Here is a 20,978-nt window from a genome sequence, read left to right as displayed (position 1 = left end):
GCCGTCATCGTGCCACGGCGGAGCCCTCCAACAGCTCAAGCGCATGGGCGCGTGCGGTCGTCGAGTCCTCCTGGCCCGACAGCAGCCGCGCGACCTCCTGCACGCGATCCTCGCCGTCGACGGGACCCACCTGCGCGCGCGTGACCGCGCCGTCGGTGGACTTCGCGACCACCACGTGGGTGTGCGCGAACGCGGCGACCTGCGCGAGGTGGGTGACGACGATGACCTGGTGGGTGCGCGCCAGTTCGGCGAGCCGGTTGCCGACCGCGACCGCGGCCTTGCCTCCCACCCCCGCGTCGACCTCGTCGAAGATGAAGGTGCGGCCGGGGCTCTCGGACTCGTGGTCGGCGTCGGCGCCGGCGAGGGACACCTCGATCGCGAGCATGATGCGTGACAGCTCGCCGCCGCTCGCGGCCTCGGCGACCGGCCGGTGCGGCGCCCCCGGGTGGGAGGCGAGGGTCATGGTGACGACGTCCGCTCCATGTGCGGCGGGCTCGGTGCGCTCGACCTGGACGGCCAGGTCCGCGTCGGGCATCGCCAGCCGCGACAGCTCCTCGCGCACCGCGGCCGCGAGCCGGTCGCCGGCGGCGCCGCGCGCCTCGTGGAGCGCCTGCGCGGCGGTGTCGAGTGAGTCGCGCGTGCGGGACTCCTCTGCTCGGCGCTGCTCGAGGGTCTCGTCCCACGCGTCGTCCTGCGCGACTCGGGGGCGAGCGGTCTCGGCGTACTCGAGCACCGCGTCGACATCGGGCACGCCGATGCGCCGCATCAAGGTCGCGAGATCGGAGCGGCGCTGGTGGATCTCGTCGAGGCGACCCGGGTCGGCGTCGAGACGGTCCAGGTAGGACGCGAGTTCGCTGGCGACGTCGGTCGCACCGTACGAGAAGTCGGCGAGCCGCTCTTCGAGCGTCGCGAGCGTGGCGTCGTGCCGCGCGGCGTCCGCGAGGGCCCGTCGCGCCGCCTCGAGGACCGCCACCACTGTGACCTCCTCCTCGCCCGCGATCGCCGCGTGCGCGGCCGCGGTGCCCGTGCGCACCGCCTCGGCATTCTCGAGGACCTGCGCCTCCGCCACGAGGGCCTGATCCTCGCCCTGTTGGGGTGCGAGCTCGTCGATCGCCGCAAGGTCGTCGCGGAGCCGGGCGACCTCGGCCCGCTCGGCGTCGGCGCCCTCCTGCATGCGGCGCAGCGCCTCCGCGGCGTCGGTCCACGCCTCCCAGGCCCGCAGGTACTCGCGGCGCGCGGCCGTCACGTGCGAGCCGCCGTACGCGTCGAGGGTGTCCCGCTGACGCGCGGCCGAGCGCAGGCGCACCTGGTCCGACTGGCCGTGCACCGTCACCAGCTCCGCTGCGACCTCGGCCAACAGGCTCTGCGGCACGGTGCGCGCGCCCATGACGGAGCGCGAGCGGGTGGTCGCGCCCACCGTGCGCGCCACCACCACCGAGCCGTCGTCCTCGACCGCCACCCCCGCATCGGCCAGCCGCTCGGCGAGCGGACCCTCGGCGGGGACGTCGATGACCGCCTCGGCGACTGCCGCCTCGGCGCCCGTGCGCACGGTGGCGGGAACGGTCTTCGCGCCCAGGATCAGTCCCAGGCCCGTGAGCACCATGGTCTTGCCCGCCCCGGTCTCGCCCGTGACGCACGTGAGGCCCGGGCCGAACTCGAGCCGCGCGGACTCGATCACCCCCAGGTCAGAGATGGTCAGTTCGTGCAGCACGGATCAGCCGTCCTCGTCGGGGCCGCCGGCGCGGGTCGGGGTCGGTGCGTCCACGGGCTCCTCGGCCACGGGCCAGGCGTCACCGTGGATCTCCCGACCGATCGGCTTGGGGTGCGAGCGCTCGCCGCGCCAGCCGTCGGTGGGCAGCGAGAACTTCTGCACGAGCCGGGAGGTGAAGGGCGCATCGGACATCCGCGCGAGCTTGACGGTGTGGTCCCCGCGCCGAATGTCCACCACGCCGCCGCGCTCCACCAAGATGCTGCGGGCGCCGTCGAGCACCACCTGGCCGGAGGACTCGGAACCAGGCACCACCTGAATGGCGAACGATGACTGGGGACCCACGACGAGCGGCCGCGCGAACAGCGCGTGCGCGGCGAGGGGCACCAGCAGCAGGGCGTCGACATCCGGCCACAGCACGGGGCCGCCCGCGGAGAACGCGTGAGCCGTCGAACCGGTCGCGGTGGCGACCACCAGCCCGTCGCAGCCGAAGCTCGACAGGGGCTCGCCGTCCACCGCGAGCATCACTTCGAGAGTGCGCAGCCGGTTGGCGCGCTCGAGAGTGGCCTCGTTGAGCGCCCAGCCGTGCTGTTCGGCTCCGTCGGGGCCGGTCACGGTGACGTGGAGGGTGCGACGCTCCTCCACGGTGTAGTCGCCCGCCGCGAGCCGCTGCGCCGCCGAGGCGACGTCCTCCCGCTCGAGCTCGGCGAGGAAGCCCACCCGACCGAGGTTCACGCCCAGCAGCGGGATGTCCGTGCCGTGAGTCTTGCGCGCGGCGTGCAGCATCGTGCCGTCGCCGCCGAGCACGATGGCGGCCTCGATGGGCTCGGAGACGCCGGCAGTGAAATCAGTGCAGGACTCGATGCCCGCGTCCGTCAGCACGCGCGCCACCTCGTCTCCGGCCTCGAGAGTCTCGGGTCGGTGCGGGTTCGCGACGATCAGGATCCTGCGGGTCATGCCTCTCCCTTCACCTCGCGTGCGATGGCTTCCTCCAGGGAATCGCCCTCGAGCACGGGACGCGTGTGCGCGTCACCAGCCCCAGCCTGCCAGACGGATGAGCCCCAGACGAAGAACTCCACATTGCCCTGAGGTCCAGGCAAGGGACTGCGGGCCACGCGGTGAAGCGTGAGGCCCGCATCGGCCATCGCCCGGGCGACGCCCAGGACGGCCGATGCTCGGGCGGCGGGGTCGGTGACCACGCCTCGGGCGCTCAGGCGCCCGCGGCCCACCTCGAACTGCGGCTTGACCATCAGCACGTGGTCCGCGCCCGGGCCCGCGAAGTCCGCCACCGCGGGGATCACGAGCGGCAGCGCGATGAAGGACAGGTCCGCCACCACCAGATCGACCCCGGCGCCGGGCGACGCGGCGTCCAGGTCGCGGACATTGACGCCCTCGCGCGTGGTGACACGCGGGTCCGCGGCGATGCTGGCGGCGAGCTGGCCGTGGCCGACGTCGACGGCGAGCACGTGAGCGGCGCCGCGCTCGAGCAGCACCTGGGTGAAGCCGCCGGTGGACGCCCCCGCGTCGAGGGCGCTCTTGCCGTCGACGGTGAGCCCGTCGCGCGCGCACTCGTCGAGAGCTCCGATGAGCTTGTGGGCGGCTCGGGAGACGTAGCGGCCCGCGCCGGGAGCCACCGACAGCTCGGCCTCGTCAGACACTGGCGTGGCGGGCCTGGTCGCGACGACGCCGTCGACGGTGACGGCGGCCGCGGCGATCAGTTCCTGAGCGTGAGAGCGGGACCGGGCCAGCCCGCGCGCATGAAGCGCCCGGTCTAAGCGCATGAGTGCCCTGCTGTCTGTGCTGCGCTTGAAGTCTGGGCTTGCGCTGATGTCTCTACTGCTCTTCGCGCATGCGCGAGGACAGCGAGTCCTGGATCTTGTCGAAGAATTCGGCCTGCTTGTCGAGGTCGTCCGGGAGCTCCGTGACAGCGGCGAGCGCCTGTCGGACCTCGGCGGGGTACTTGACCTCACCCAGGGGCTCGCGCTGGTCTTTGAGTTCACCCATGAGTGGAGCGTACCTCCACGCCCGGAGTCACCTCAACCCTCACCTCATGCCCCGCGTCCGCGGCAGCCCACGCGGCGGCGCAGGCTGCGCGCGCGCCGTCGAGACCGTCAGGTCCGGCCTCCGACTCGTCGACGTGCAGCTCTCCCCCGTCGACCCACGCGGTGGCCCCGCGCACGCGCCAGCGGTCGCCCTCGCTCACGGGAGCCGGGTGCGGCACCGCCAGCGCGGACAGGTCGCGGCCCAGGAAGGATGGCCGGTCGGTGGGCGGAGCCATGATCGCCTCGCGCACGCCGTCGACTCCGGTGAGCACCAGCAGACCAGGGAACCCTGCGGCGCGCCCGCCCTTGAGGTCGGTGTCCAGGCGATCGCCGATCACCATGGGTCGCTTCGCATCCGCCTTCGCGGCGGCGAGCCGGAACATGGCGGGCTCGGGCTTGCCCGCGCCCGGCGGCACCACGCCCGTGGCGGTCACCACCACGTTGACGAGAGCGCCATTGCCCGGGGCCACGCCGCGCTCGTTGGGAATCGTCAGGTCCTTGTTCGATGCGAAGTACCGTGCCCCCGCGCGGATCGCATACGACGCCTCGGCCAGCTCCCGCCACGAGACGTCGGGCGAAAAGCCCTGCACCACCGCATCGGGCGCCGGGTCGGCGGAGTCCACGATGTCGTAGCCGGCCTCAGCGACGGCGGTGCGAAGTCCGGCACCGCCGACCACGTAGACGCTGGACCCCTTGTCGAGCGACTCGAGCATGAGGGCTGCGACGGCCTGAGCCGCGGTCATCACCTCGCCGACGCTCGCCGGCATCCCCAGGTCGGTCAGGTGTGCGGCGACCGTCTGGGGCTCGCGTGACGCGTTGTTGGTCACGAACACCACGCTCATCCCGGCCTCCCGCGCGGCCGCCAGGCCGGGAGGAGCCGACGGGATCGCGTGCGGGCCCCGGTACGTCACGCCGTCGAGGTCGACGAGCGCCGTGTCGAAGGCGGTGAACAGGGGTGCGTCGGAACCGAGCAGGCGGGACTCGCTCATGAGGTCCTTCCGGTCGTGTCGTCGTCGGAGGTGGACTCGCCGCTCGTCGCGTCCGCGTCGCCCGTCGACTCCGCGACGGGCTCGTCCACGGGTTCGGGGAGTTCGGCCACGTCGTACACGGTCACATCGAACTCGATCTCGCCGTCCTCGTCCACCGTCGCGAGGCCGGCCTCGAGGGCATCGGCATCCGAGTCGCGGCCCAGCGCCCGCAGCACGGGCACCGTCGCCTCATCGATCCGCGCGCGAAGGTCCGCGTCCGTGGTGGCGATGCGCCTGAGGCCCACGAGCGCCGCCTCGACGTCGCCGAGGTCCAGTCGCGCGCCGGCCGCGACGATCTCCAGCTCTGCGCGGGCGTGAGCCGACAGCTGCTCCGCGTCGTCGCTGCGCGCGAGGTCGATCGCGCGCTCGGGCCTGCCGAGTCCGCGTTCGCAATCGGCCATGAGAGGCAGGTACTCGTGAGAGCCGTTGAGGCGGCGCACGGTCCGCAGCTCGCGCAGCGCCTCCGTGTATCGCCCGGTCGCATAGGCCGCGAGGGCGTTGGCCTCGCGCACCACATCCACCCGCCCGCCGCGCTGAAGCGCGACCTGGGCGTGTCGATACGCAAGCTCCGGGTCGATCTCGATGAGAGCCCCGGCCATGATCAGGTGGCGGCCCACGTCCTCGGCATTGTCCTTGCTCAGGGTGCGCAGGCGCTGGCGCACCTCGCGATCCAGCTGGCCGAAGGTGATCTCATCAGGAATCTCGGGTGCCTCGACGACGGGCCGCTGCATGGAGCGGTCCCCGCGTCGCGAACCGCCGTCGTCACGCTCGGAGCGACGGTCGTCGCGCCGCACGGCATCACGGCCACCCGTCCGGGATCCCGCACCTCCATACGACGGGCGGTCACCCCTCTCGGGACGTCCGCGGGAGTCGCCCCGACCGCGAGAATCGGGGCCACCACGTGAGCCTGAACCGCCGCGTGAATCTGAACCGCCGCGTGAAAAGCGGTCGCCGGAGCGGCCGTCCTGACGGGATGCGTCGAGACGGCCATAGCGACTTGAGCCGCCTGCGCGGGAGTCGCCGCGCGGCGATGTGCCACGATCCTGGGCACTTCGAGACTGCGTGCCGCTTGCGCCGCGGTCGCCCCACTGGGGACGGTCTCGGCTCTGCGACCGCTCGGGTCGTGCACCACCTGCGCCCCGCTGGGCACGATCATCGCGCCCGGCACCGCCGCCGCCAGCAGGCCGAGAGTCTCGACGCCGAGCGTCTGAGCCTCCGGCTCGAGCGTCGGGCCTGTCACCGTCACGACCGGAACGCCCGCCGGCAGCGCCGCTGCGGGGTCGTCCACGATCGCCGCCGGCGCGCCCCTCCGAGGGCGCGCCAAATCCGCCGCGCGCAGCATCACCTGCGTTGCGGCGGGGTCCCCCAATCGCTGGAGGTCGTGTGGGTCCGCTCTTTCGAGGGGACGTGCGGTCGTCGCTCGATGGCGCACCTTCGCCAGAGCGCTCCGAGCGCTGCTCTTCGTCTCCGCTGTCGCCGTGTCGATCAGACATGACTCTCCGATCCCTGAAAAGGGCTGTTGCCGATGAACATTCTCGCAAAAATGACGAAGGGCCGCCCAGCATTGGGCGGCCCTTCGTAGAAAGAATGTCCCGCTGCGACCTACTCTCCCACACCCTCACGAGTGCAGTACCATCGGCGCTGAGAGGCTTAGCTTCCGGGTTCGGAATGGAGCCGGGCGTTTCCCTCTCGCTATGACAGCGGAAACTCTATTGAGATATCAGTTACCCGACCGTATCTCGGGAACCGCATAGTGGACGCATAGCACATTGATAAAAGTCAAGTTATCGGCCTATTAGTACCGGTCAGCTTCAAGAGTCGTTAGTCCTCTCTTCCACATCCGGCCTATCAACCCAGTGGTCTGCTGGGGGCCTCTCGAGACGAATCTCATGGAAATCTCATCTTGAGACCGGCTTCCCGCTTAGATGCTTTCAGCGGTTATCCGTTCCGAACGTAGCCAACCAGCCGTGCTCCTGGCGGAACAACTGGCACACCAGAGGTTCGTCCAACCCGGTCCTCTCGTACTAGGGTCAGATTCTCTCAAATTTCCTGCGCGCGCAGCGGATAGGGACCGAACTGTCTCACGACGTTCTAAACCCAGCTCGCGTACCGCTTTAATGGGCGAACAGCCCAACCCTTGGGACCAACTCCAGCCCCAGGATGCGACGAGCCGACATCGAGGTGCCAAACCATGCCGTCGATATGGACTCTTGGGCAGGATCAGCCTGTTATCCCCGGGGTACCTTTTATCCGTTGAGCGCTGGCGCTTCCACATGCCACCAGCGGGTCACTAGTCCCGACTTTCGTCCCTGCTCGACCTGTCAGTCTCACAGTCAAGCTCCCTTGTACACTTGCACTCGCCACCTGATTGCCAACCAGGCTGAGGGAACCTTTGGGCGCCTCCGTTACTCTTTGGGAGGCAACCGCCCCAGTTAAACTACCCACCAGGCACTGTCCCTGATCCGGATTACGGACCGAAGTTAGATATCCAGAGTGATCAGAGTGGTATTTCAACAATGACTCCACCAATACTGGCGTATCGGCTTCAACGTCTCCCACCTATCCTACACAAACCACACCGAATACCAATACCAAGCTATAGTAAAGGTCCCGGGGTCTTTCCGTCCTGCTGCGCGTAACGAGCATCTTTACTCGTAGTGCAATTTCGCCGAGTTCACGGTTGAGACAGCGGAGAAGTCGTTACGCCATTCGTGCAGGTCGGAACTTACCCGACAAGGAATTTCGCTACCTTAGGATGGTTATAGTTACCACCGCCGTTTACTGGGGCTTAAATTTTGAGCTTCGCCTTGCGGCTAACCCATCCTCTTAACCTTCCAGCACCGGGCAGGCGTCAGTCCGTATACATCGTCTTGCGACTTCGCACGGACCTGTGTTTTTAGTAAACAGTCGCTTCTCCCTGGTCTCTGCGGCCTTCAAACGCTCCGGAAGCAAGTTCCTTCACGCCTCAGGCCCCCCTTCTCCCGAAGTTACGGGGGCATTTTGCCGAGTTCCTTAACCGTGATTCACTCGATCGCCTTAGTATTCTCTACCTGATCACCTGAGTCGGTTTGGGGTACGGGCGGCTAGAACCTCGCGCCGAGGTTTTTCTTGGCAGCATAGGATCACCAGTTTCCCGCTATTGCGGTCACTATCAGCTCTCAGGCTATGTGAGTCGCGGATTTGCCTACGACTCGCCCTACAACCTTGGACGTGGACTACCATCGCCACGCCTGGCTACCTTCCTGCGTCACCCCTGTTAATACGCTTGCTTACTACGGACTTGGTTCGCGCGCTCCATCACGTTCCTCCGAAGAGTTCAGTGACTTCGGGCGCTTAGCATTATCTGCCTCTGCATGGGCGGTTCTTCGCCGGTACGGGAATATCAACCCGTTGTCCATCGACTACGCCTGTCGGCCTCGCCTTAGGTCCCGACTTACCCAGGGCGGATTAACCTGGCCCTGGAACCCTTGATCATTCGGCGGACGGGTTTCTCACCCGTCTTTCGCTACTCATGCCTGCATTCTCACTCGTGTGGCGTCCACCGCTGGGTCACCCCGCGACTTCACTCGCCACACGACGCTCCCCTACCCATCCACACGCTTGGATCCGAAGATCAGGCAATGTGTGAATGACACAACTTCGGCGGTGTACTTGAGCCCCGCTACATTGTCGGCGCGGAATCACTTGACCAGTGAGCTATTACGCACTCTTTCAAGGGTGGCTGCTTCTAAGCCAACCTCCTGGTTGTCTGTGCAACTCCACATCCTTTCCCACTTAGCACACGCTTAGGGGCCTTAGTTGGTGTTCTGGGCTGTTTCCCTCTCGACTATGAAGCTTATCCCCCACAGTCTCACTGCTGCGCTCTCACTTACCGGCATTCGGAGTTTGGCTGACGTCAGTAACCTGGTGAGGCCCATTAGCCATCCAGTAGCTCTACCTCCGGTAAGAAACACGCAACGCTGCACCTAAATGCATTTCGGGGAGAACCAGCTATCACGAAGTTTGATTGGCCTTTCACCCCTATCCACAGCTCATCCCCTCGGTTTTCAACCCAAGTGGGTTCGGTCCTCCACGCGGTCTTACCCGCGCTTCAACCTGGCCATGGATAGATCACTTCGCTTCGGGTCTAGAGCACGCGACTCAGACGCCCTATTCGGACTCGCTTTCGCTACGGCTGCCCCTCACGGGTTAACCTTGCCACGTACCACTAACTCGCAGGCTCATTCTTCAAAAGGCACGCCGTCACCCCTGCTAGGGAGGCTCCGACGGATTGTAAGCACACGGTTTCAGGTACTATTTCACTCCCCTCTCGGGGTACTTTTCACCTTTCCCTCACGGTACTGTTCCGCTATCGGTCAGTGGGTAGTATTTAGGCTTACAGAGTGGTCTCTGCGGATTCACACGGGATTTCTCGGGCCCCGTGCTACTTGGGATGACTCTCAGGAGTCCGCGCAATTTCGTCTACGGGGGTCACACCCTCTGTGCCGGGCCTTTCAATGCCCTTCGACTATTACACGGATTTTTGACTCCTTGAGAGAGCGGTAGCTCTCTCCAAAAGGTCCCACAACCCCGCCAACGCAACGCCTACCGGCTATCACACGCTGACGGTTTGGCCTCTTCCGCTTTCGCTCGCCACTACTCACGGAATATCTCTTCCTGTCGGTACTGAGATGTTTCACTTCCCGACGTTCCCTCCACTCGCCCTATGTGTTCAGGCGAGGGTCACTGGACATGACTCCAGCGGGGTTTCCCCATTCGGACATCCTCGGATCGAAGCTTGTTTGCCAGCTCCCCGAGGCTTATCGCAGGCTACAACGTCCTTCTTCGGCTCCCACTGCCAAGGCATCCACCATGTGCTCTTAAAAACTTGACTACAGAAATCAAAGATGCTCGCGTCCACTATGCAGTTCTCAAGGTGCGGGCGGGCCCACCTACCACTGGCGCCTGCCTCGCTGAGCGAGGTGGTTCATCCAGATCCGGTGGTCCGTCCAGCCGGCCATAAGGCCAGCCTGAGGTGAGCTTTCGCCCGATCCCTCAGGACCCAACAGTGTGCCATGCAGCGACTTCTCCATTACTCACGCGTTCCAGCCCTAGGGCGTACTTGGTGAGTGGTGCGTCTATCGCTGCCACGTCGATGTTCCATCCATGAGCTCTCGCCGTTCTACGTATGAGAACGAAACGAGATTTGGACGCTCCTGAGAGCGCCAAGTGCTCCTTAGAAAGGAGGTGATCCAGCCGCACCTTCCGGTACGGCTACCTTGTTACGACTTAGTCCCAATCGCCAATCCCACCTTAGACGTCTCCCTCCCGAGGGTTAGGCCGACGTCTTCGGGTGTTACCGACTTTCGTGACTTGACGGGCGGTGTGTACAAGGCCCGGGAACGTATTCACCGCAGCGTTGCTGATCTGCGATTACTAGCGACTCCAACTTCATGAGGTCGAGTTGCAGACCTCAATCCGAACTGAGACCGGCTTTTTGGGATTCGCTCCACCTTACGGTATCGCAGCCCATTGTACCGGCCATTGTAGCATGCGTGAAGCCCAAGACATAAGGGGCATGATGATTTGACGTCATCCCCACCTTCCTCCGAGTTGACCCCGGCAGTCTCCTATGAGTCCCCACCATTACGTGCTGGCAACATAGGACGAGGGTTGCGCTCGTTGCGGGACTTAACCCAACATCTCACGACACGAGCTGACGACAACCATGCACCACCTGTATACCCCCCCGAAGGACTCCCTATCTCTAGGGATAAAGGGTATATGTCAAGCCTTGGTAAGGTTCTTCGCGTTGCATCGAATTAATCCGCATGCTCCGCCGCTTGTGCGGGCCCCCGTCAATTCCTTTGAGTTTTAGCCTTGCGGCCGTACTCCCCAGGCGGGGCACTTAATGCGTTAGCTGCGACGCGGAACTCATGGAAAGAGCCCCACATCTAGTGCCCACCGTTTACGGCATGGACTACCAGGGTATCTAATCCTGTTCGCTCCCCATGCTTTCGCTCCTCAGCGTCAGTAGTGGCCCAGAGACCTGCCTTCGCCATTGGTGTTCCTCCTGATATCTGCGCATTCCACCGCTACACCAGGAATTCCAGTCTCCCCTACCACACTCTAGTCTGCCCGTACCCACTGCAGTCCCGAGGTTGAGCCTCGGGATTTCACAGCAGACGCGACAAACCGCCTACGAGCTCTTTACGCCCAATAATTCCGGACAACGCTTGCGCCCTACGTATTACCGCGGCTGCTGGCACGTAGTTAGCCGGCGCTTCTTCTGTAGGTACCGTCACTTTCGCTTCTTCCCTACTGAAAGGGGTTTACAACCCGAAGGCCTTCATCCCCCACGCGGCGTCGCTGCATCAGGCTTGCGCCCATTGTGCAATATTCCCCACTGCTGCCTCCCGTAGGAGTCTGGACCGTGTCTCAGTTCCAGTGTGGCCGGTCGCCCTCTCAGGCCGGCTACCCGTCGTCGCCTTGGTGAGCCATTACCTCACCAACAAGCTGATAGGCCGCGAGTCCATCCCAGACCGATAAATCTTTCCAGACGATGACCATGCGATCTCGTCTCGTATCCGGTATTAGCACCGGTTTCCCGATGTTATTCCAGAGTCTGGGGCAGGTTACTCACGTGTTACTCACCCGTTCGCCACTGATCACCCGGAGCAAGCTCCAGGGTCACCGTTCGACTTGCATGTGTTAAGCACGCCGCCAGCGTTCGTCCTGAGCCAGGATCAAACTCTCCGTGAATGCTTATTAGCAATCCGGCAAGCCGGTTTACTTACATAACGAAGTGGTTCCGAAGAACCGTTTAATCTCTAGCTTCGAACAAAATGTCACTGACATTTCGTTGTCTACCAAAGGAATCCTGCATCCCATTGCTAGAGCAAAAGCTCTACCGCCGAGATGCCGGAGTTTTTGGCATCGACTATGTGGCACACTGTTGAGTTCTCAAGGTTCGGACGCGCACCGTCTAGGGCTTTTTAGGCCGTAGTCCGGGGCAACCCTTATAAGTTACGCGCTTGTTTCCGCTCTGTCAAATCGCTGTCTCAGCGCTTGCCATTATGCGTTCCCTTGCGGCAACTCGATTAAGTTACTTGCCTGTCATTAACGTGTCAAATCGCTATTCGCGACTCACCGCTAACCCCGATCAGGCAACTCGGTTAAGTTACTCGGCCGCATTCAGCGTGTCAAATCGCACTCTGTGCGATTTCCACTTGGCTGAACCCATCCGGGCAACCCTGCCAACTTACCCCTTTGCTTTCGGGCTGTCAACTCGCCTTGCCGGCGAACTTCAGCACCCGATCCCGCAGGGGGCTCTCCATCGTACATCACCTCGGTCGCGGTTGCGACCGCGGCTCTGAGTGCGATGGGTAGCTGTCCATGGGGCTTCTCGTGGCCTTCTTCAGTCCTCCGAGAAGCGCTTCCGTCGTTGGCAGCGAGTGAAACATTACGGCTGAGTTACACCCAAGTCAAATCCCGGCCGTCCGGGCGTGTCGCCCTCGACGGCGAGACATCATGCCTGGCAGATAGCGAATCACGGCGCGGGCGGGTCCGGGCTCACGCGTGGATGCGTGCAAGTCCCGCAGACTTTTTTCCACGGCGCAGCACGTACCAGCCCCCCGCGAGCGGCGGGTGGTCGCCCACGGCTGCCTCGATTGACGTCACCTTCACGTTGTTGACGTACGCGCCGCCGTCCTGGACCGCGCGACGGGCGTCGGACTTGGATCCCACGATCCCCGACTCCGCGAGCGCGTCGATGACGGAGGCGTCCGGCGAGATGTCCACGGCGCCGAGTGCGTCCGCGCACCCCTGCAGCGTGGCCTCGTCGAGGCCGACCAGCTCTCCCCTGCCGAAGATCGCTTGAGAGGCGCGCACGACTGCATCGGTCGCATCGGCCCCATGCACGAGCGAGGTGACCTCCCAAGCGAGCGCCCGCTGACCCTCGCGCCGGAAGGGCTCATCGGCGACGGCGCGCTCGAGTGGCTCGATCTCCTCACGAGTGAGGAAGGTGAAGATCTTGAGGAAGCGCACCACGTCCGCATCGTCGGTGTTGAGCCAGAACTGGTAGAAGGCGTAGGGGCTCATCAGATCGGGGGCGAGCCACACGGCTCCCCCTTCCGACTTGCCGAACTTGGTGCCGTCGGCCTTGGTGATGAGGGGCGTGGTCATCGCATGGACCTGCACCCCATCCGCCTTGCGGGCCAGCTCGACGCCACTCAGCAGGTTCCCCCACTGGTCATTGCCACCGGTCTGAAGGGTGCACCCGTACCGTCGGTTCAGCTGCAGGAAGTCGTGTCCCTGCAGCACCTGGTAGCTGAACTCCGTGAAGCTGATGCCCTCGTCTGAGTTCAGCCGGCGGGCGACGGTGTCCTTGGCGAGCATGGTGCCGAGGCGGAAGTGCTTGCCGACCTCCCTGAGCAGGTCGATCGCGGTGAGGTCTCCGGTCCAGTCGAGGTTGTTGACCATCTGGGCCGGGTTGTCACCGGCGAAGTCGAGGAACCTGGAGATCTGCGACCGCAGCCGTTCCACGTTCTCGGCCACCGTCTCCTTGGTGTTGAGCACACGCTCGCCCGACATCCGCGGATCGCCGATCATCCCGGTGGCGCCGCCCACGAGGGGAAGCACCCGGTGGCCGGCTCGCTGGAGATGCCTGAGCACGACGAGCTGCACGAGGTGTCCGTGGTGGAGGCTCGGCGCGGTGGGGTCGAAGCCGCAGTACAGCGTCACGGGGCCGTCGTCGAGGTGGCTGCGAAGTTCGTCGAGGCCGGTGGTCTGCGCGACGAGGCCGCGCCACGCCAGTTCGTCAAGGATGTGCTCAGTCATGGTGAGGCCATTGTGCCAGCCCCGGACGAGCGGTCCTGAGGCGCCGTTGCCTCAGAACACGAATGCGTCGCTGGGCACGCGGAGCGGAATCACGAATCGGCGCTGAGGGGTGGACGTCTTGCGAGGGGTCCGACCGACTCGTGTGTCGCATGCCCAGCGACACCTTCGACGCTAGTCACCAGAATCTGAGAGGCCTCTCAGAGTGAGGGGGGCGTGTCGCGACGTGTCACGGGTCGAGGGGATGGTCGCCGTCGACGCGCAGGTCCGCGTGAAGGAGGGTCTGCTCGCGAGCGAAGTGCGCCTGCTCGACGCTCTGCCAGCGAAGCCACTCGTCACGGACCTCTTCCCCGTCGCGCGCGAGGCCGCGCCGCAGTCTCTCGGCCGGGGCCGCCTCCACCCACACCACGAGGGTGGCGTACGCGCGGGCGGGACGCATCGCGACGCCTACCCCCTCGACGATGAGCACGTCGCTCGCCGGCACCTCCACCTCATGCGCGCGCTGCCCGCGATGCCAGTCCCACACGCGAAACCTGCCCGCGTCGCCCCGCGCGATCGGCGCCAGCACCCGGTCGATCAGAGTGGCGTCCAGCGACGGCAGCCCGTCCCAGCCCTCGTACATGTCGTCGGCGTGGAGAACGTGAACGGACGCGGAAGGAGCACCGGCCGCTGGCTCCCGCTCGAGTGCCTGCGCCAAGCGTGCGGCGAGGGTGGTCTTGCCCGAGCCCGCCGGCCCGTCGATCAGCACCAGCCGGGTGGGGCCGAGGGCCGGCGCCGCGGCTCGGGCGCGCATCGCGATCTCGGCGACGCTCGCCGCGACGGGCGGCACCTGTTGCGGGCTCACCGGGCCAGGCTACGGTAGCGGTATGCATCCCAATGTTCAGCGAGTGAAGGCGATACTCGACGAGGCCGGTCTGCACGGGCGCGTGCGTGAACTCACCGAGGGCACCCACACCGCCGCGCAGGCCGCGGCGCTGCTGGGCTGCGAGGTGGGCGCGATTGCGAATTCGCTGATCTTCATGACGGAGAAGGGCCCGATCCTGGTGCTGACGTCCGGCGCTCATCGCGTCGACACGGACGTGGTGGCGGCGGCGGTCGGCGTCGAGGCGGTGGGCCGAGCGACGCCCGATCAGGTGCGTGCGGCCACAGGTCAGCCGATCGGCGGCGTGGCGCCGGTGGGTCACCCTGCGCCCGTTCCGACGTACATTGACGTGGAGCTGGCCGAGCACGGCGAGCTGTGGGCCGCCGCAGGCGTGCCGGCCAGCGTGTTCGAAGTCTCCTACGACGACCTGAAGTCGCTCACGGACGCCGTCGAGATCGCTGTCGAGTAGGCATCGCGGCAGTTCGGGTGCCCGGCCCCGGCCGGCGGTCTCCTGTTCAGCCGAGCGAGACCTCTCGCGCGTCGACGCCGAACTGCGCGAGCGCATCGGCCTCCGGCTGTTCGCACAGGCCAGGGAACGTGGGCACCGCAATGTGGCCGTCCTCGATCACGTACGCGGTCGTGAGGTCGCGCGCGTAGAACCGTGACGAGGCGGAGATGTCCCCCGGCAGCGTGAAGCCCGGCAGCCCGGCGAGCGCGGCGTTCGCGCCGCGCGCGAGCCCCGTCTCGAGCATCCCGCCGCACCACACCGCGACGCCCGAGGCGCGCGCGACCTCGTGGATGCGCCGCGCCTCGAGGTATCCGCCCACCCGCGAGGGCTTGATGTTGATGACCGCCGCAGCGCCCAGGTGGATCGCATCGGCGGCCGATGCCGCGGAGACCACGGACTCGTCGAGGCACATCGGGGTGGCCATGAGCCGGGCCAACTCGGCGTGCTGGCGCAGGTCGTCCTCCGCGAGCGGCTGCTCGATCAGCAGGAGGTCGAACGCGTCGAGCCGGCGCAGGTGGGCCCCGTCGACCAGCGTGTACGCGGCGTTGGCGTCGACCTGCAGCGGGATGTCCGGGTGTGCCTCGCGCACGGCGCTCACGGGGGCGATGTCCCAGCCCGGCTGGATCTTGAGCTTGATGCGCTGATAGCCCTCGTCGACGTAGGACCGCACCACGTCGAGCAGGGCCGGAATCGAGTCCTGGATCCCGACCGATACTCCCGAGGGAACGCGCGTGCGGGTGACGCCCAGGTAGTCGGCGAAGCTGGTGCCGGTGGCCTTGAGCTGGGCGTCCAGAATCGCCGACTCGAGGGCCGCCTTCGCCATGCGGTGGCCCACGACGGGCTCGAGCAGCTCGCCCACGGTCTCGGCGGTCAACGAGTCGTCGGCGGAGGCCTGTGCGAGGCGCGGCGCCAAGAAGCGCTCGATCACGTCCGCCGCCCCGGCCGCGTACTCGTCCGAATAGACGGGTTCGGCGAGCGCTCCACATTCGCCCCAGCCGGTGACCTCGCGGCCGTCGACCCTGGCCGACACCTCGACGGTGAGCACCGTGCGCGCGGTCTGGGTGGAGAACGAGGTCGTGAACGGCGCGACCAACGGGATGCGCAGCGTGCGCAGGGTGAGGTGGTCGATCTGCATCAGCGATTCTCCAGAAGGTAGCGGTGGTCGTGGAATCCGGCGACGCGGCGGCCACCGTCGATCAGCGGCGCCAGCGCACCGCGGACGGCGCCGCGCCACTGGGCGGCGGCGTGCGGGTCGGTGCGCCGCAGCGCCTCGACATCGGGTGGCACGGCCACCGACAGGTAGCGGGCCGAGGGATCGGGGATGTGCGGGAGCGGCAGTCCGTCCTCGGTCGCCGTGAGCAGGGCCGATGCGCCCGTCCCGGCCTCCCCGTCGTCCTCGTCGCGCGGCGGCGTCGGGAGGTCGCGATCCAACGGCCAGCTCGCGAGCAGGCGGTCGCTCCCCTGCCCCGCGTTGACCCCGTCGCTCATCTGGCCGTAGAAGTCGACCAGATACTCCGGGATCTCCACCCCGAGCCGGTTCAGGTTGAAGGACGCGTTGCGCGACACCAGCGGGTCGAACGTCCACGTGATGCGGGTCAGCCCTCGCTCCAGGCACCAGGCGCGCTGATGGAGCTTGAGCGCGAACCCGATTCCCCGCCGGCCCGCGGCCGGATCGACGCCGGTGACGTGTGAGTGCAGCGCCTCGCCCAGCGGCGTCGAGAAGTAGCCCAAGCAGACTCCCGTCAGCCGCTCGCCTGCGAAGGCGCCCGCGACGTACGCGCCCGAGTGCGCGAGGGCCGTCATCAGCGGGGGCTCGATCGTCGCGGTGCCCCAGATCGACGTCAGCAGGCCCGCGGCGTCCCCCGTCTCCGCCGTCGCGAGCGGGCGCACGGTGACGCCGGCGTGCTCGGCTGCCGCCCGTGCATCGGCCGATGCACGGGCGGGGTCCGGCGCGTTCGTCACGGTTGCGCCTCGCGTGGGTGGGAGACGAGGTCCGCGATCATGAGCGCGAGCAGCGCCGTGCGGTGGGGGACGTGGGCGACGTCGACGTGCTCGTCGTCCGCGTGCGCACCGCCTCCCACGCCGCCCAGGCCGTCGAGCGTCGGGACGCCGAGGCCGGCGGTGAGATTGCCGTCCGAGGCGCCGCCCACCGAGCACTGCTGCAGGGCGTCGATGCCCGCAGCGGGTGCCAGGCGCAGCGCCCTCGCGAAGAGGTCCTCGGCCAGCGCCAGCTCGAGCGGCGGGCGGTTGACGCCGCCGTCGATGCTCAGGGTCGCGCCCTGCAGTGCCGGTGCGAGGGCGCGGATCTGCTCGTCGACGCGGCGCTGCTCCGCGGCGGTGCGGGCGCGCACGTCCACGTCCACGCTGGCACGTGCCGGGACGGTGTTGACGGTGGTGCCGATGCTGCCGCGCGTGGGCGTCACCGTGGTGGCGCCGTCGCCGAGGGCCGCGATGGCCGGCAGCTGGTGGGCGAGTTCGATCCCGGCGTTGATGCCGCGCTCGGGGTCGAGTCCCGCGTGAGCGGCGCGGCCGTGTGCCGTCAGTGTGTACAGCGACACGCCCTTGCGCTCGGTCTTGAGGGCGCCGCCGGGGCCCGACGCCTCCAGGACGAGCACCGCATCGGCGTCTCTCGCCTCGTCCTCGAGCAGCGCGCGGGAGGTGAGCGAACCCACCTCCTCGTCCCCGGTGACGAGCAGCGTGACCCCGGCGACCGCATCGGCCGGTGGGACGCCGTGCCGCGAGGCGAGGGCTGCGACCGCGTGCGCCGCCTGCACGAGGCCGATCGCCATGTCGAAGCAGCCGGGTCCGGTGAGGACGCCGTCGGCGAGCCGCGCGGGGTGAGTCTCGAGGGTGCCGTGGGGCCAGACCGTGTCGTGGTGGCCGAGGAGCAGCACACGCGTGGGGCCGCCGAACCGCCAGCGCAGGTGGGTGACGCCGTCGATGACGATCCGCTCGGGCTCCGGGGGCAGGCCCGCGGCCTCGAATGTCGCTCCGAGGACCTCGGCCGTGACGTCCGCGCTGCGCTCGATCGCCGCGTGATCGTGTGACGGGGACTCGCACTCGATGAGGCGCAGCGCATCGTCGAGCATCGTGGTCAGGCGTGCTCGGGCGTCGTCGAGGAGGGCGGTCATCGTGCCCATCCTGCCAGAACGGCACTCAGCGCCCGCCAGGATTCTCAGCCGCCGCGAAACCGACACTGAGCGACCACTGGCGCGCTAAGGCGGGAAGGGGTCGGGTCGGTAGGTCGGGGTGGGGCGGGTCAGTGGGAGGCGGCGGCCCAGGGGCGGAAGTGCTTGACGCGCGCACGGGCCGCCTTGCCCTGCTCCAGCACGCGCGCGGGCGCGGTGCCGCCTGCGCCGTCGCGGGCCGCCAGCGAGCCCTCGACCGTGAGCACCTCGAGCACGCGCTCGTCCAGCTGGGGGTGGATTGCCTGGAGCTCGTCAGGGGTGAGCTCGTGGAGCTCCTTGCCGCGCTTCTCGCACAGCCGCACGCACGCCCCGGCGACCTCGTGCGCCACGCGGAACGGCACGCCCTCCTTCACCATCCACTCGGCGATGTCGGTGGCGAGGGAGAAGCCTGCAGGGGCGAGCTCCGCGAGGCGGGCCTCGTGGAACACCAGGGTGCGGACCATCCCGGAGAAGGCCGGCAGCAGGGTCTCGAGCGTCTCGACGGCGTCGAAGGCCGGCTCGTGCGTCTCCTGGATGTCGCGGTTGTATGCCAGGGGCAGGCCCTTGAGCGTCGCGAGCAGACCCGTGAGGTCACCGATCAGCCTGCCGGCCTTGCCCCGCGCGAGTTCGGCGATGTCGGGGTTCTTCTTCTGCGGCATGATGCTCGAGCCGGTCGAGTACCCGTCGTCGAGCCCCACGAAGCCGAACTCCACGGTCGCCCACGCGATGATCTCCTCCGATAGGCGCGACAGGTCGACGCCGATCATGGTCGCCACCCACGAGAACTCGGCGACGACATCGCGCGAGGCGGTCGCATCGATCGAGTTCTCGGTCGCCCCCACGAAGCCGAGCTCGTTGGCCACGTGCTGTGGGTCCAGTCCCAGCGTCGAACCCGCGAGGGCTCCGGCGCCGTAGGGCGAGTAGGCCGCGCGGGCGTCCCAATCGGTGAGCCGGTCGACGTCGCGCAGCAGGGGCCACGCGTGCGCGAGCAGGTGGTGGCCCAGCGTCACGGGCTGGGCGTGCTGGAAGTGGGTGCGACCCGGCATGGGGGCGTCGAGGTGGCGATCGGCCTGCTCGAGCAGCGCCTCCACCACGTCGAGCACGCCGGAGGCGATGGTGCGAGCGTGGCGGCGCAGGTACATGCGCGACAGGGTGGCGATCTGGTCATTGCGCGACCGGCCGGCACGGAGCTTTCCGCCCAGGTCCGCGCCGATGCGCTCGATGAGGATGCGCTCGAGGGCGCCGTGCACGTCCTCGTCGGACTCCGCGGCGTGCACCTTGCCGGCCGCGACGTCTTGGCGAAGGTCGTCGAGGCCCGCGACCATGCGCTCGGCCTCGTCGTCGGTCAGCAGTCCGGCCCGCTGGAGCGCGTGCGCATGCGCGATCGAGCCGCGCAGGTCGTCGTCGGCGTAGCGCCAGTCGAAGTGCGTGGACTTCGACAGCGCGGCGAGGGCCTGGGCGGGACCGTCGGCGAACCGGCCGCCCCACAACGAGCCCTCGTTGGTGCCGTGATCGCCGCTCGCGCTGGCGGGACCGGACTGCTGATCGGACATGACTATCCCTTCAGGCGCGCCTCGCGCGCGGCGGCCTGCTTGGCAGCCAGGCCGTAGATCTCGATGAAGCCGCGGGCGGCCGACTGGTCGAACGCGTCACCCTCATCGTAGGTGGCCATGTTGAAGTCATACAGTCCCGTCTCCGAGCGACGGCCGGTGACGGTGGCGCGGCCACCGTGCAGCACCATGCGCACATCGCCGTTCACGTACTCCTGGGTGTCCTCCACGAACGTGTCGAGGCTCTTCTTGAGGGGCGAGGACCACATGCCGTCGTAGACGAGCTCGCTCCAGCGCTGCTCGACCCCGCGCTTGAAGCGCATCTGCTCGCGCTCGAGCGTCACGTTCTCGAGTTCGCGGTGCGCCTCGATCAGCGCGATCGCGCCCGGGGCCTCGTAGACCTCGCGGGACTTGATGCCCACCAGGCGGTCCTCGACGATGTCGATGCGGCCCACGCCATGCGCTCCGGCGCGACGGTTCAGCTGCTCGATGGCCTGGAGCGGGGTCACCTTCTGGCCGTCGATCGCGACCGGAACGCCGCGCTCGAAGGAGATCACGACCTCGTCCGGGACCGGCGGGAAGGCCGGGTCGTCGGTGTAGTTGTAGACGTCCTTCGTGGGCGCGTTCCAGATGTCCTCGAGGAAGCCGGTCTCGATCGCACGGCCCCACACGTTCTGGTCGATCGAGAACGGGTTGGACTTGGTGGTCTCGATGGGCAGCTGGTGACGGCCCGCGTACTCGATGGCCTTGTCGCGGGTGAGGGCAAGGTCACGCACCGGCGCGATGCACTTGAGCTCGGGAGCGATCGAGGTGATCCCCACCTCGAACCGCACCTGGTCGTTGCCCTTGCCCGTGCAGCCGTGGGCGACGGTCGAGGCGCCGAACTTGCGCGCGGCGGCGACCAGGTGCTTCACGATCACGGGTCGCGACAGCCCGCTCACCAGCGGGTACTTGTCCTGGTAGAGGCCGTTGGCCTTGAGGGCCGGCATGCAGTACTCCTCCGCGAACTCGTCGCGGGCGTCGGCCACGTAGGCCTCCACCGCTCCGCAGTCGAGCGCGCGCTGACGAATGACCTCGAGGTCCTCGCCGCCCTGCCCCACGTCCACCGCAACCGCGATGACCTCTGCCCCAGTCGCATCGGCGATCCAGCCGATCGCCACCGACGTGTCCAGCCCGCCTGAATAGGCGAGCACCACCTTGTCGCTCATGTCTGTCCGTTCCTTGTGTGTCGTCGTGCTCTGTCTCGGATCCTGCTGTGCGCGCCGCGTGTCTGGCGGCGCTGGTCTGTGGGACCGCGCG

At 67.3% G+C, this 20,978-nt stretch carries 14 protein-coding genes and 3 rRNA genes; 1 reads left to right on the top strand and 16 read right to left on the bottom strand.

Features of this window, described 5'->3' with window-relative positions; all coding sequences use genetic code 11:
* Positions 1–4: 4 nt before the first annotated feature.
* The 11 genes from recN to ACNI14_RS07990 form a co-directional block, all read right to left on the bottom strand.
* Positions 5–1,711 (bottom strand): DNA repair protein RecN, encoded by a 1,707-nt coding sequence (gene recN / locus ACNI14_RS08040; RefSeq protein ID WP_420519477.1) that lies wholly within the window; start codon positions 1,709–1,711, stop codon positions 5–7.
* 3 nt (positions 1,712–1,714) lie between these two features.
* Positions 1,715–2,665, bottom strand: coding sequence for an NAD kinase (locus ACNI14_RS08035; RefSeq protein ID WP_420519476.1), 951 nt, complete (start codon positions 2,663–2,665; stop codon positions 1,715–1,717).
* Entirely contained in the window at positions 2,662–3,489 is an 828-nt protein-coding gene (locus tag ACNI14_RS08030) for a TlyA family RNA methyltransferase (protein WP_420519475.1), read from the bottom strand. The genes ACNI14_RS08035 and ACNI14_RS08030 overlap by 4 nt, the downstream gene beginning before the upstream one ends.
* Before the next feature lie 52 nt (positions 3,490–3,541).
* Positions 3,542–3,712, bottom strand: a complete 171-nt coding sequence (locus ACNI14_RS08025) for a hypothetical protein (RefSeq protein ID WP_420519474.1) — start codon at positions 3,710–3,712, stop codon at positions 3,542–3,544.
* Positions 3,705–4,739: an HAD-IIA family hydrolase gene (locus ACNI14_RS08020; RefSeq protein WP_420519473.1), complete on the bottom strand. Its 1,035-nt coding sequence runs from the start codon at positions 4,737–4,739 to the stop codon at positions 3,705–3,707. Before ACNI14_RS08020 ends, ACNI14_RS08025 begins: the two co-directional genes overlap by 8 nt.
* Positions 4,736–5,572, bottom strand: coding sequence for a hypothetical protein (locus tag ACNI14_RS08015; RefSeq protein WP_420519472.1), 837 nt, complete (start codon positions 5,570–5,572; stop codon positions 4,736–4,738). Before ACNI14_RS08015 ends, ACNI14_RS08020 begins: the two co-directional genes overlap by 4 nt.
* A 795-nt stretch (positions 5,573–6,367) precedes the next feature.
* A 5S ribosomal RNA gene (gene rrf / locus ACNI14_RS08010) occupies positions 6,368–6,484 on the bottom strand.
* Between the two features lie 69 nt (positions 6,485–6,553).
* Positions 6,554–9,651, bottom strand: a 23S ribosomal RNA gene (locus ACNI14_RS08005).
* A gap of 346 nt (positions 9,652–9,997) precedes the next feature.
* Positions 9,998–11,519: ribosomal RNA gene (locus ACNI14_RS08000) — 16S ribosomal RNA — on the bottom strand.
* Together the 16S, 23S and 5S rRNA genes form the textbook arrangement of a ribosomal RNA operon.
* An 810-nt stretch (positions 11,520–12,329) precedes the next feature.
* On the bottom strand, positions 12,330–13,595 hold the full coding sequence (tyrS, locus tag ACNI14_RS07995) for a tyrosine--tRNA ligase (RefSeq protein ID WP_420519471.1): 1,266 nt from the start codon (positions 13,593–13,595) through the stop codon (positions 12,330–12,332).
* A 226-nt stretch (positions 13,596–13,821) separates the two neighbouring features.
* Positions 13,822–14,436 carry a uridine kinase family protein gene (locus ACNI14_RS07990; RefSeq protein WP_420519470.1) on the bottom strand — a complete coding sequence of 205 codons (615 nt, stop codon included), beginning with the start codon at positions 14,434–14,436 and terminating at the stop codon, positions 13,822–13,824.
* 22 nt (positions 14,437–14,458) lie between these two features.
* Here ACNI14_RS07990 and ACNI14_RS07985 point away from each other — a divergent pair, with 22 nt between their 5' ends.
* Entirely contained in the window at positions 14,459–14,923 is a 465-nt protein-coding gene (locus ACNI14_RS07985; RefSeq protein WP_420519469.1) for a YbaK/EbsC family protein, read from the top strand.
* A gap of 46 nt (positions 14,924–14,969) precedes the next feature.
* On the opposite strand, the gene menC is transcribed toward ACNI14_RS07985, so the two are convergent.
* The 5 genes from menC to ACNI14_RS07960 form a co-directional block, all read right to left on the bottom strand.
* A complete protein-coding gene (gene menC, locus ACNI14_RS07980) occupies positions 14,970–16,097 on the bottom strand; it encodes an o-succinylbenzoate synthase (protein ID WP_420519468.1) in 1,128 nt (375 codons plus the stop codon).
* Entirely contained in the window at positions 16,097–16,924 is an 828-nt protein-coding gene (locus ACNI14_RS07975; RefSeq protein ID WP_420519467.1) for a hypothetical protein, read from the bottom strand. Before ACNI14_RS07975 ends, menC begins: the two co-directional genes overlap by 1 nt.
* The gene (locus ACNI14_RS07970; protein WP_420519466.1) at positions 16,921–18,093 is read right to left on the bottom strand and encodes a M20/M25/M40 family metallo-hydrolase; all 1,173 of its coding nucleotides are present in this window, start codon (positions 18,091–18,093) and stop codon (positions 16,921–16,923) included. The genes ACNI14_RS07975 and ACNI14_RS07970 overlap by 4 nt, the downstream gene beginning before the upstream one ends.
* A gap of 128 nt (positions 18,094–18,221) precedes the next feature.
* Positions 18,222–19,682 carry an argininosuccinate lyase gene (argH, locus tag ACNI14_RS07965; protein WP_420519465.1) on the bottom strand — a complete coding sequence of 487 codons (1,461 nt, stop codon included), beginning with the start codon at positions 19,680–19,682 and terminating at the stop codon, positions 18,222–18,224.
* Positions 19,683–19,684: 2 nt separating this feature from the next.
* Positions 19,685–20,887, bottom strand: a complete 1,203-nt coding sequence (locus tag ACNI14_RS07960; protein WP_420519464.1) for an argininosuccinate synthase — start codon at positions 20,885–20,887, stop codon at positions 19,685–19,687.
* Between the last annotated feature and the right edge of the window lie 91 nt (positions 20,888–20,978).

The sequence above is a fragment of the Demequina pilifera genome, assembly GCF_048814985.1.
Classification (GTDB): Bacteria; Actinomycetota; Actinomycetes; order Actinomycetales; family Demequinaceae; genus Demequina.
This window is presented reverse-complemented; position numbering and strand designations above follow the sequence as displayed.

What these genes read in the sequence shown, in the direction of transcription:
- ACNI14_RS08020 (WP_420519473.1), bottom strand. Translation starts at nt 4,739, where the DNA reads ATGAGCGAGTCCCGCCTGCTCGGTTCCGACGCACCCCTGTTCACCGCC.
- menC (WP_420519468.1), bottom strand. Translation starts at nt 16,097, where the DNA reads ATGCAGATCGACCACCTCACCCTGCGCACGCTGCGCATCCCGTTGGTC.
- ACNI14_RS08030 (WP_420519475.1), bottom strand. Translation starts at nt 3,489, where the DNA reads ATGCGCTTAGACCGGGCGCTTCATGCGCGCGGGCTGGCCCGGTCCCGC.
- ACNI14_RS07960 (WP_420519464.1), bottom strand. Translation starts at nt 20,887, where the DNA reads ATGAGCGACAAGGTGGTGCTCGCCTATTCAGGCGGGCTGGACACGTCG.
- ACNI14_RS08025 (WP_420519474.1), bottom strand. Translation starts at nt 3,712, where the DNA reads ATGGGTGAACTCAAAGACCAGCGCGAGCCCCTGGGTGAGGTCAAGTAC.
- ACNI14_RS07970 (WP_420519466.1), bottom strand. Translation starts at nt 18,093, where the DNA reads ATGACCGCCCTCCTCGACGACGCCCGAGCACGCCTGACCACGATGCTC.
- ACNI14_RS07985 (WP_420519469.1), top strand. Translation starts at nt 14,459, where the DNA reads ATGCATCCCAATGTTCAGCGAGTGAAGGCGATACTCGACGAGGCCGGT.
- ACNI14_RS08035 (WP_420519476.1), bottom strand. Translation starts at nt 2,665, where the DNA reads ATGACCCGCAGGATCCTGATCGTCGCGAACCCGCACCGACCCGAGACT.
- argH (WP_420519465.1), bottom strand. Translation starts at nt 19,682, where the DNA reads ATGTCCGATCAGCAGTCCGGTCCCGCCAGCGCGAGCGGCGATCACGGC.
- tyrS (WP_420519471.1), bottom strand. Translation starts at nt 13,595, where the DNA reads ATGACTGAGCACATCCTTGACGAACTGGCGTGGCGCGGCCTCGTCGCG.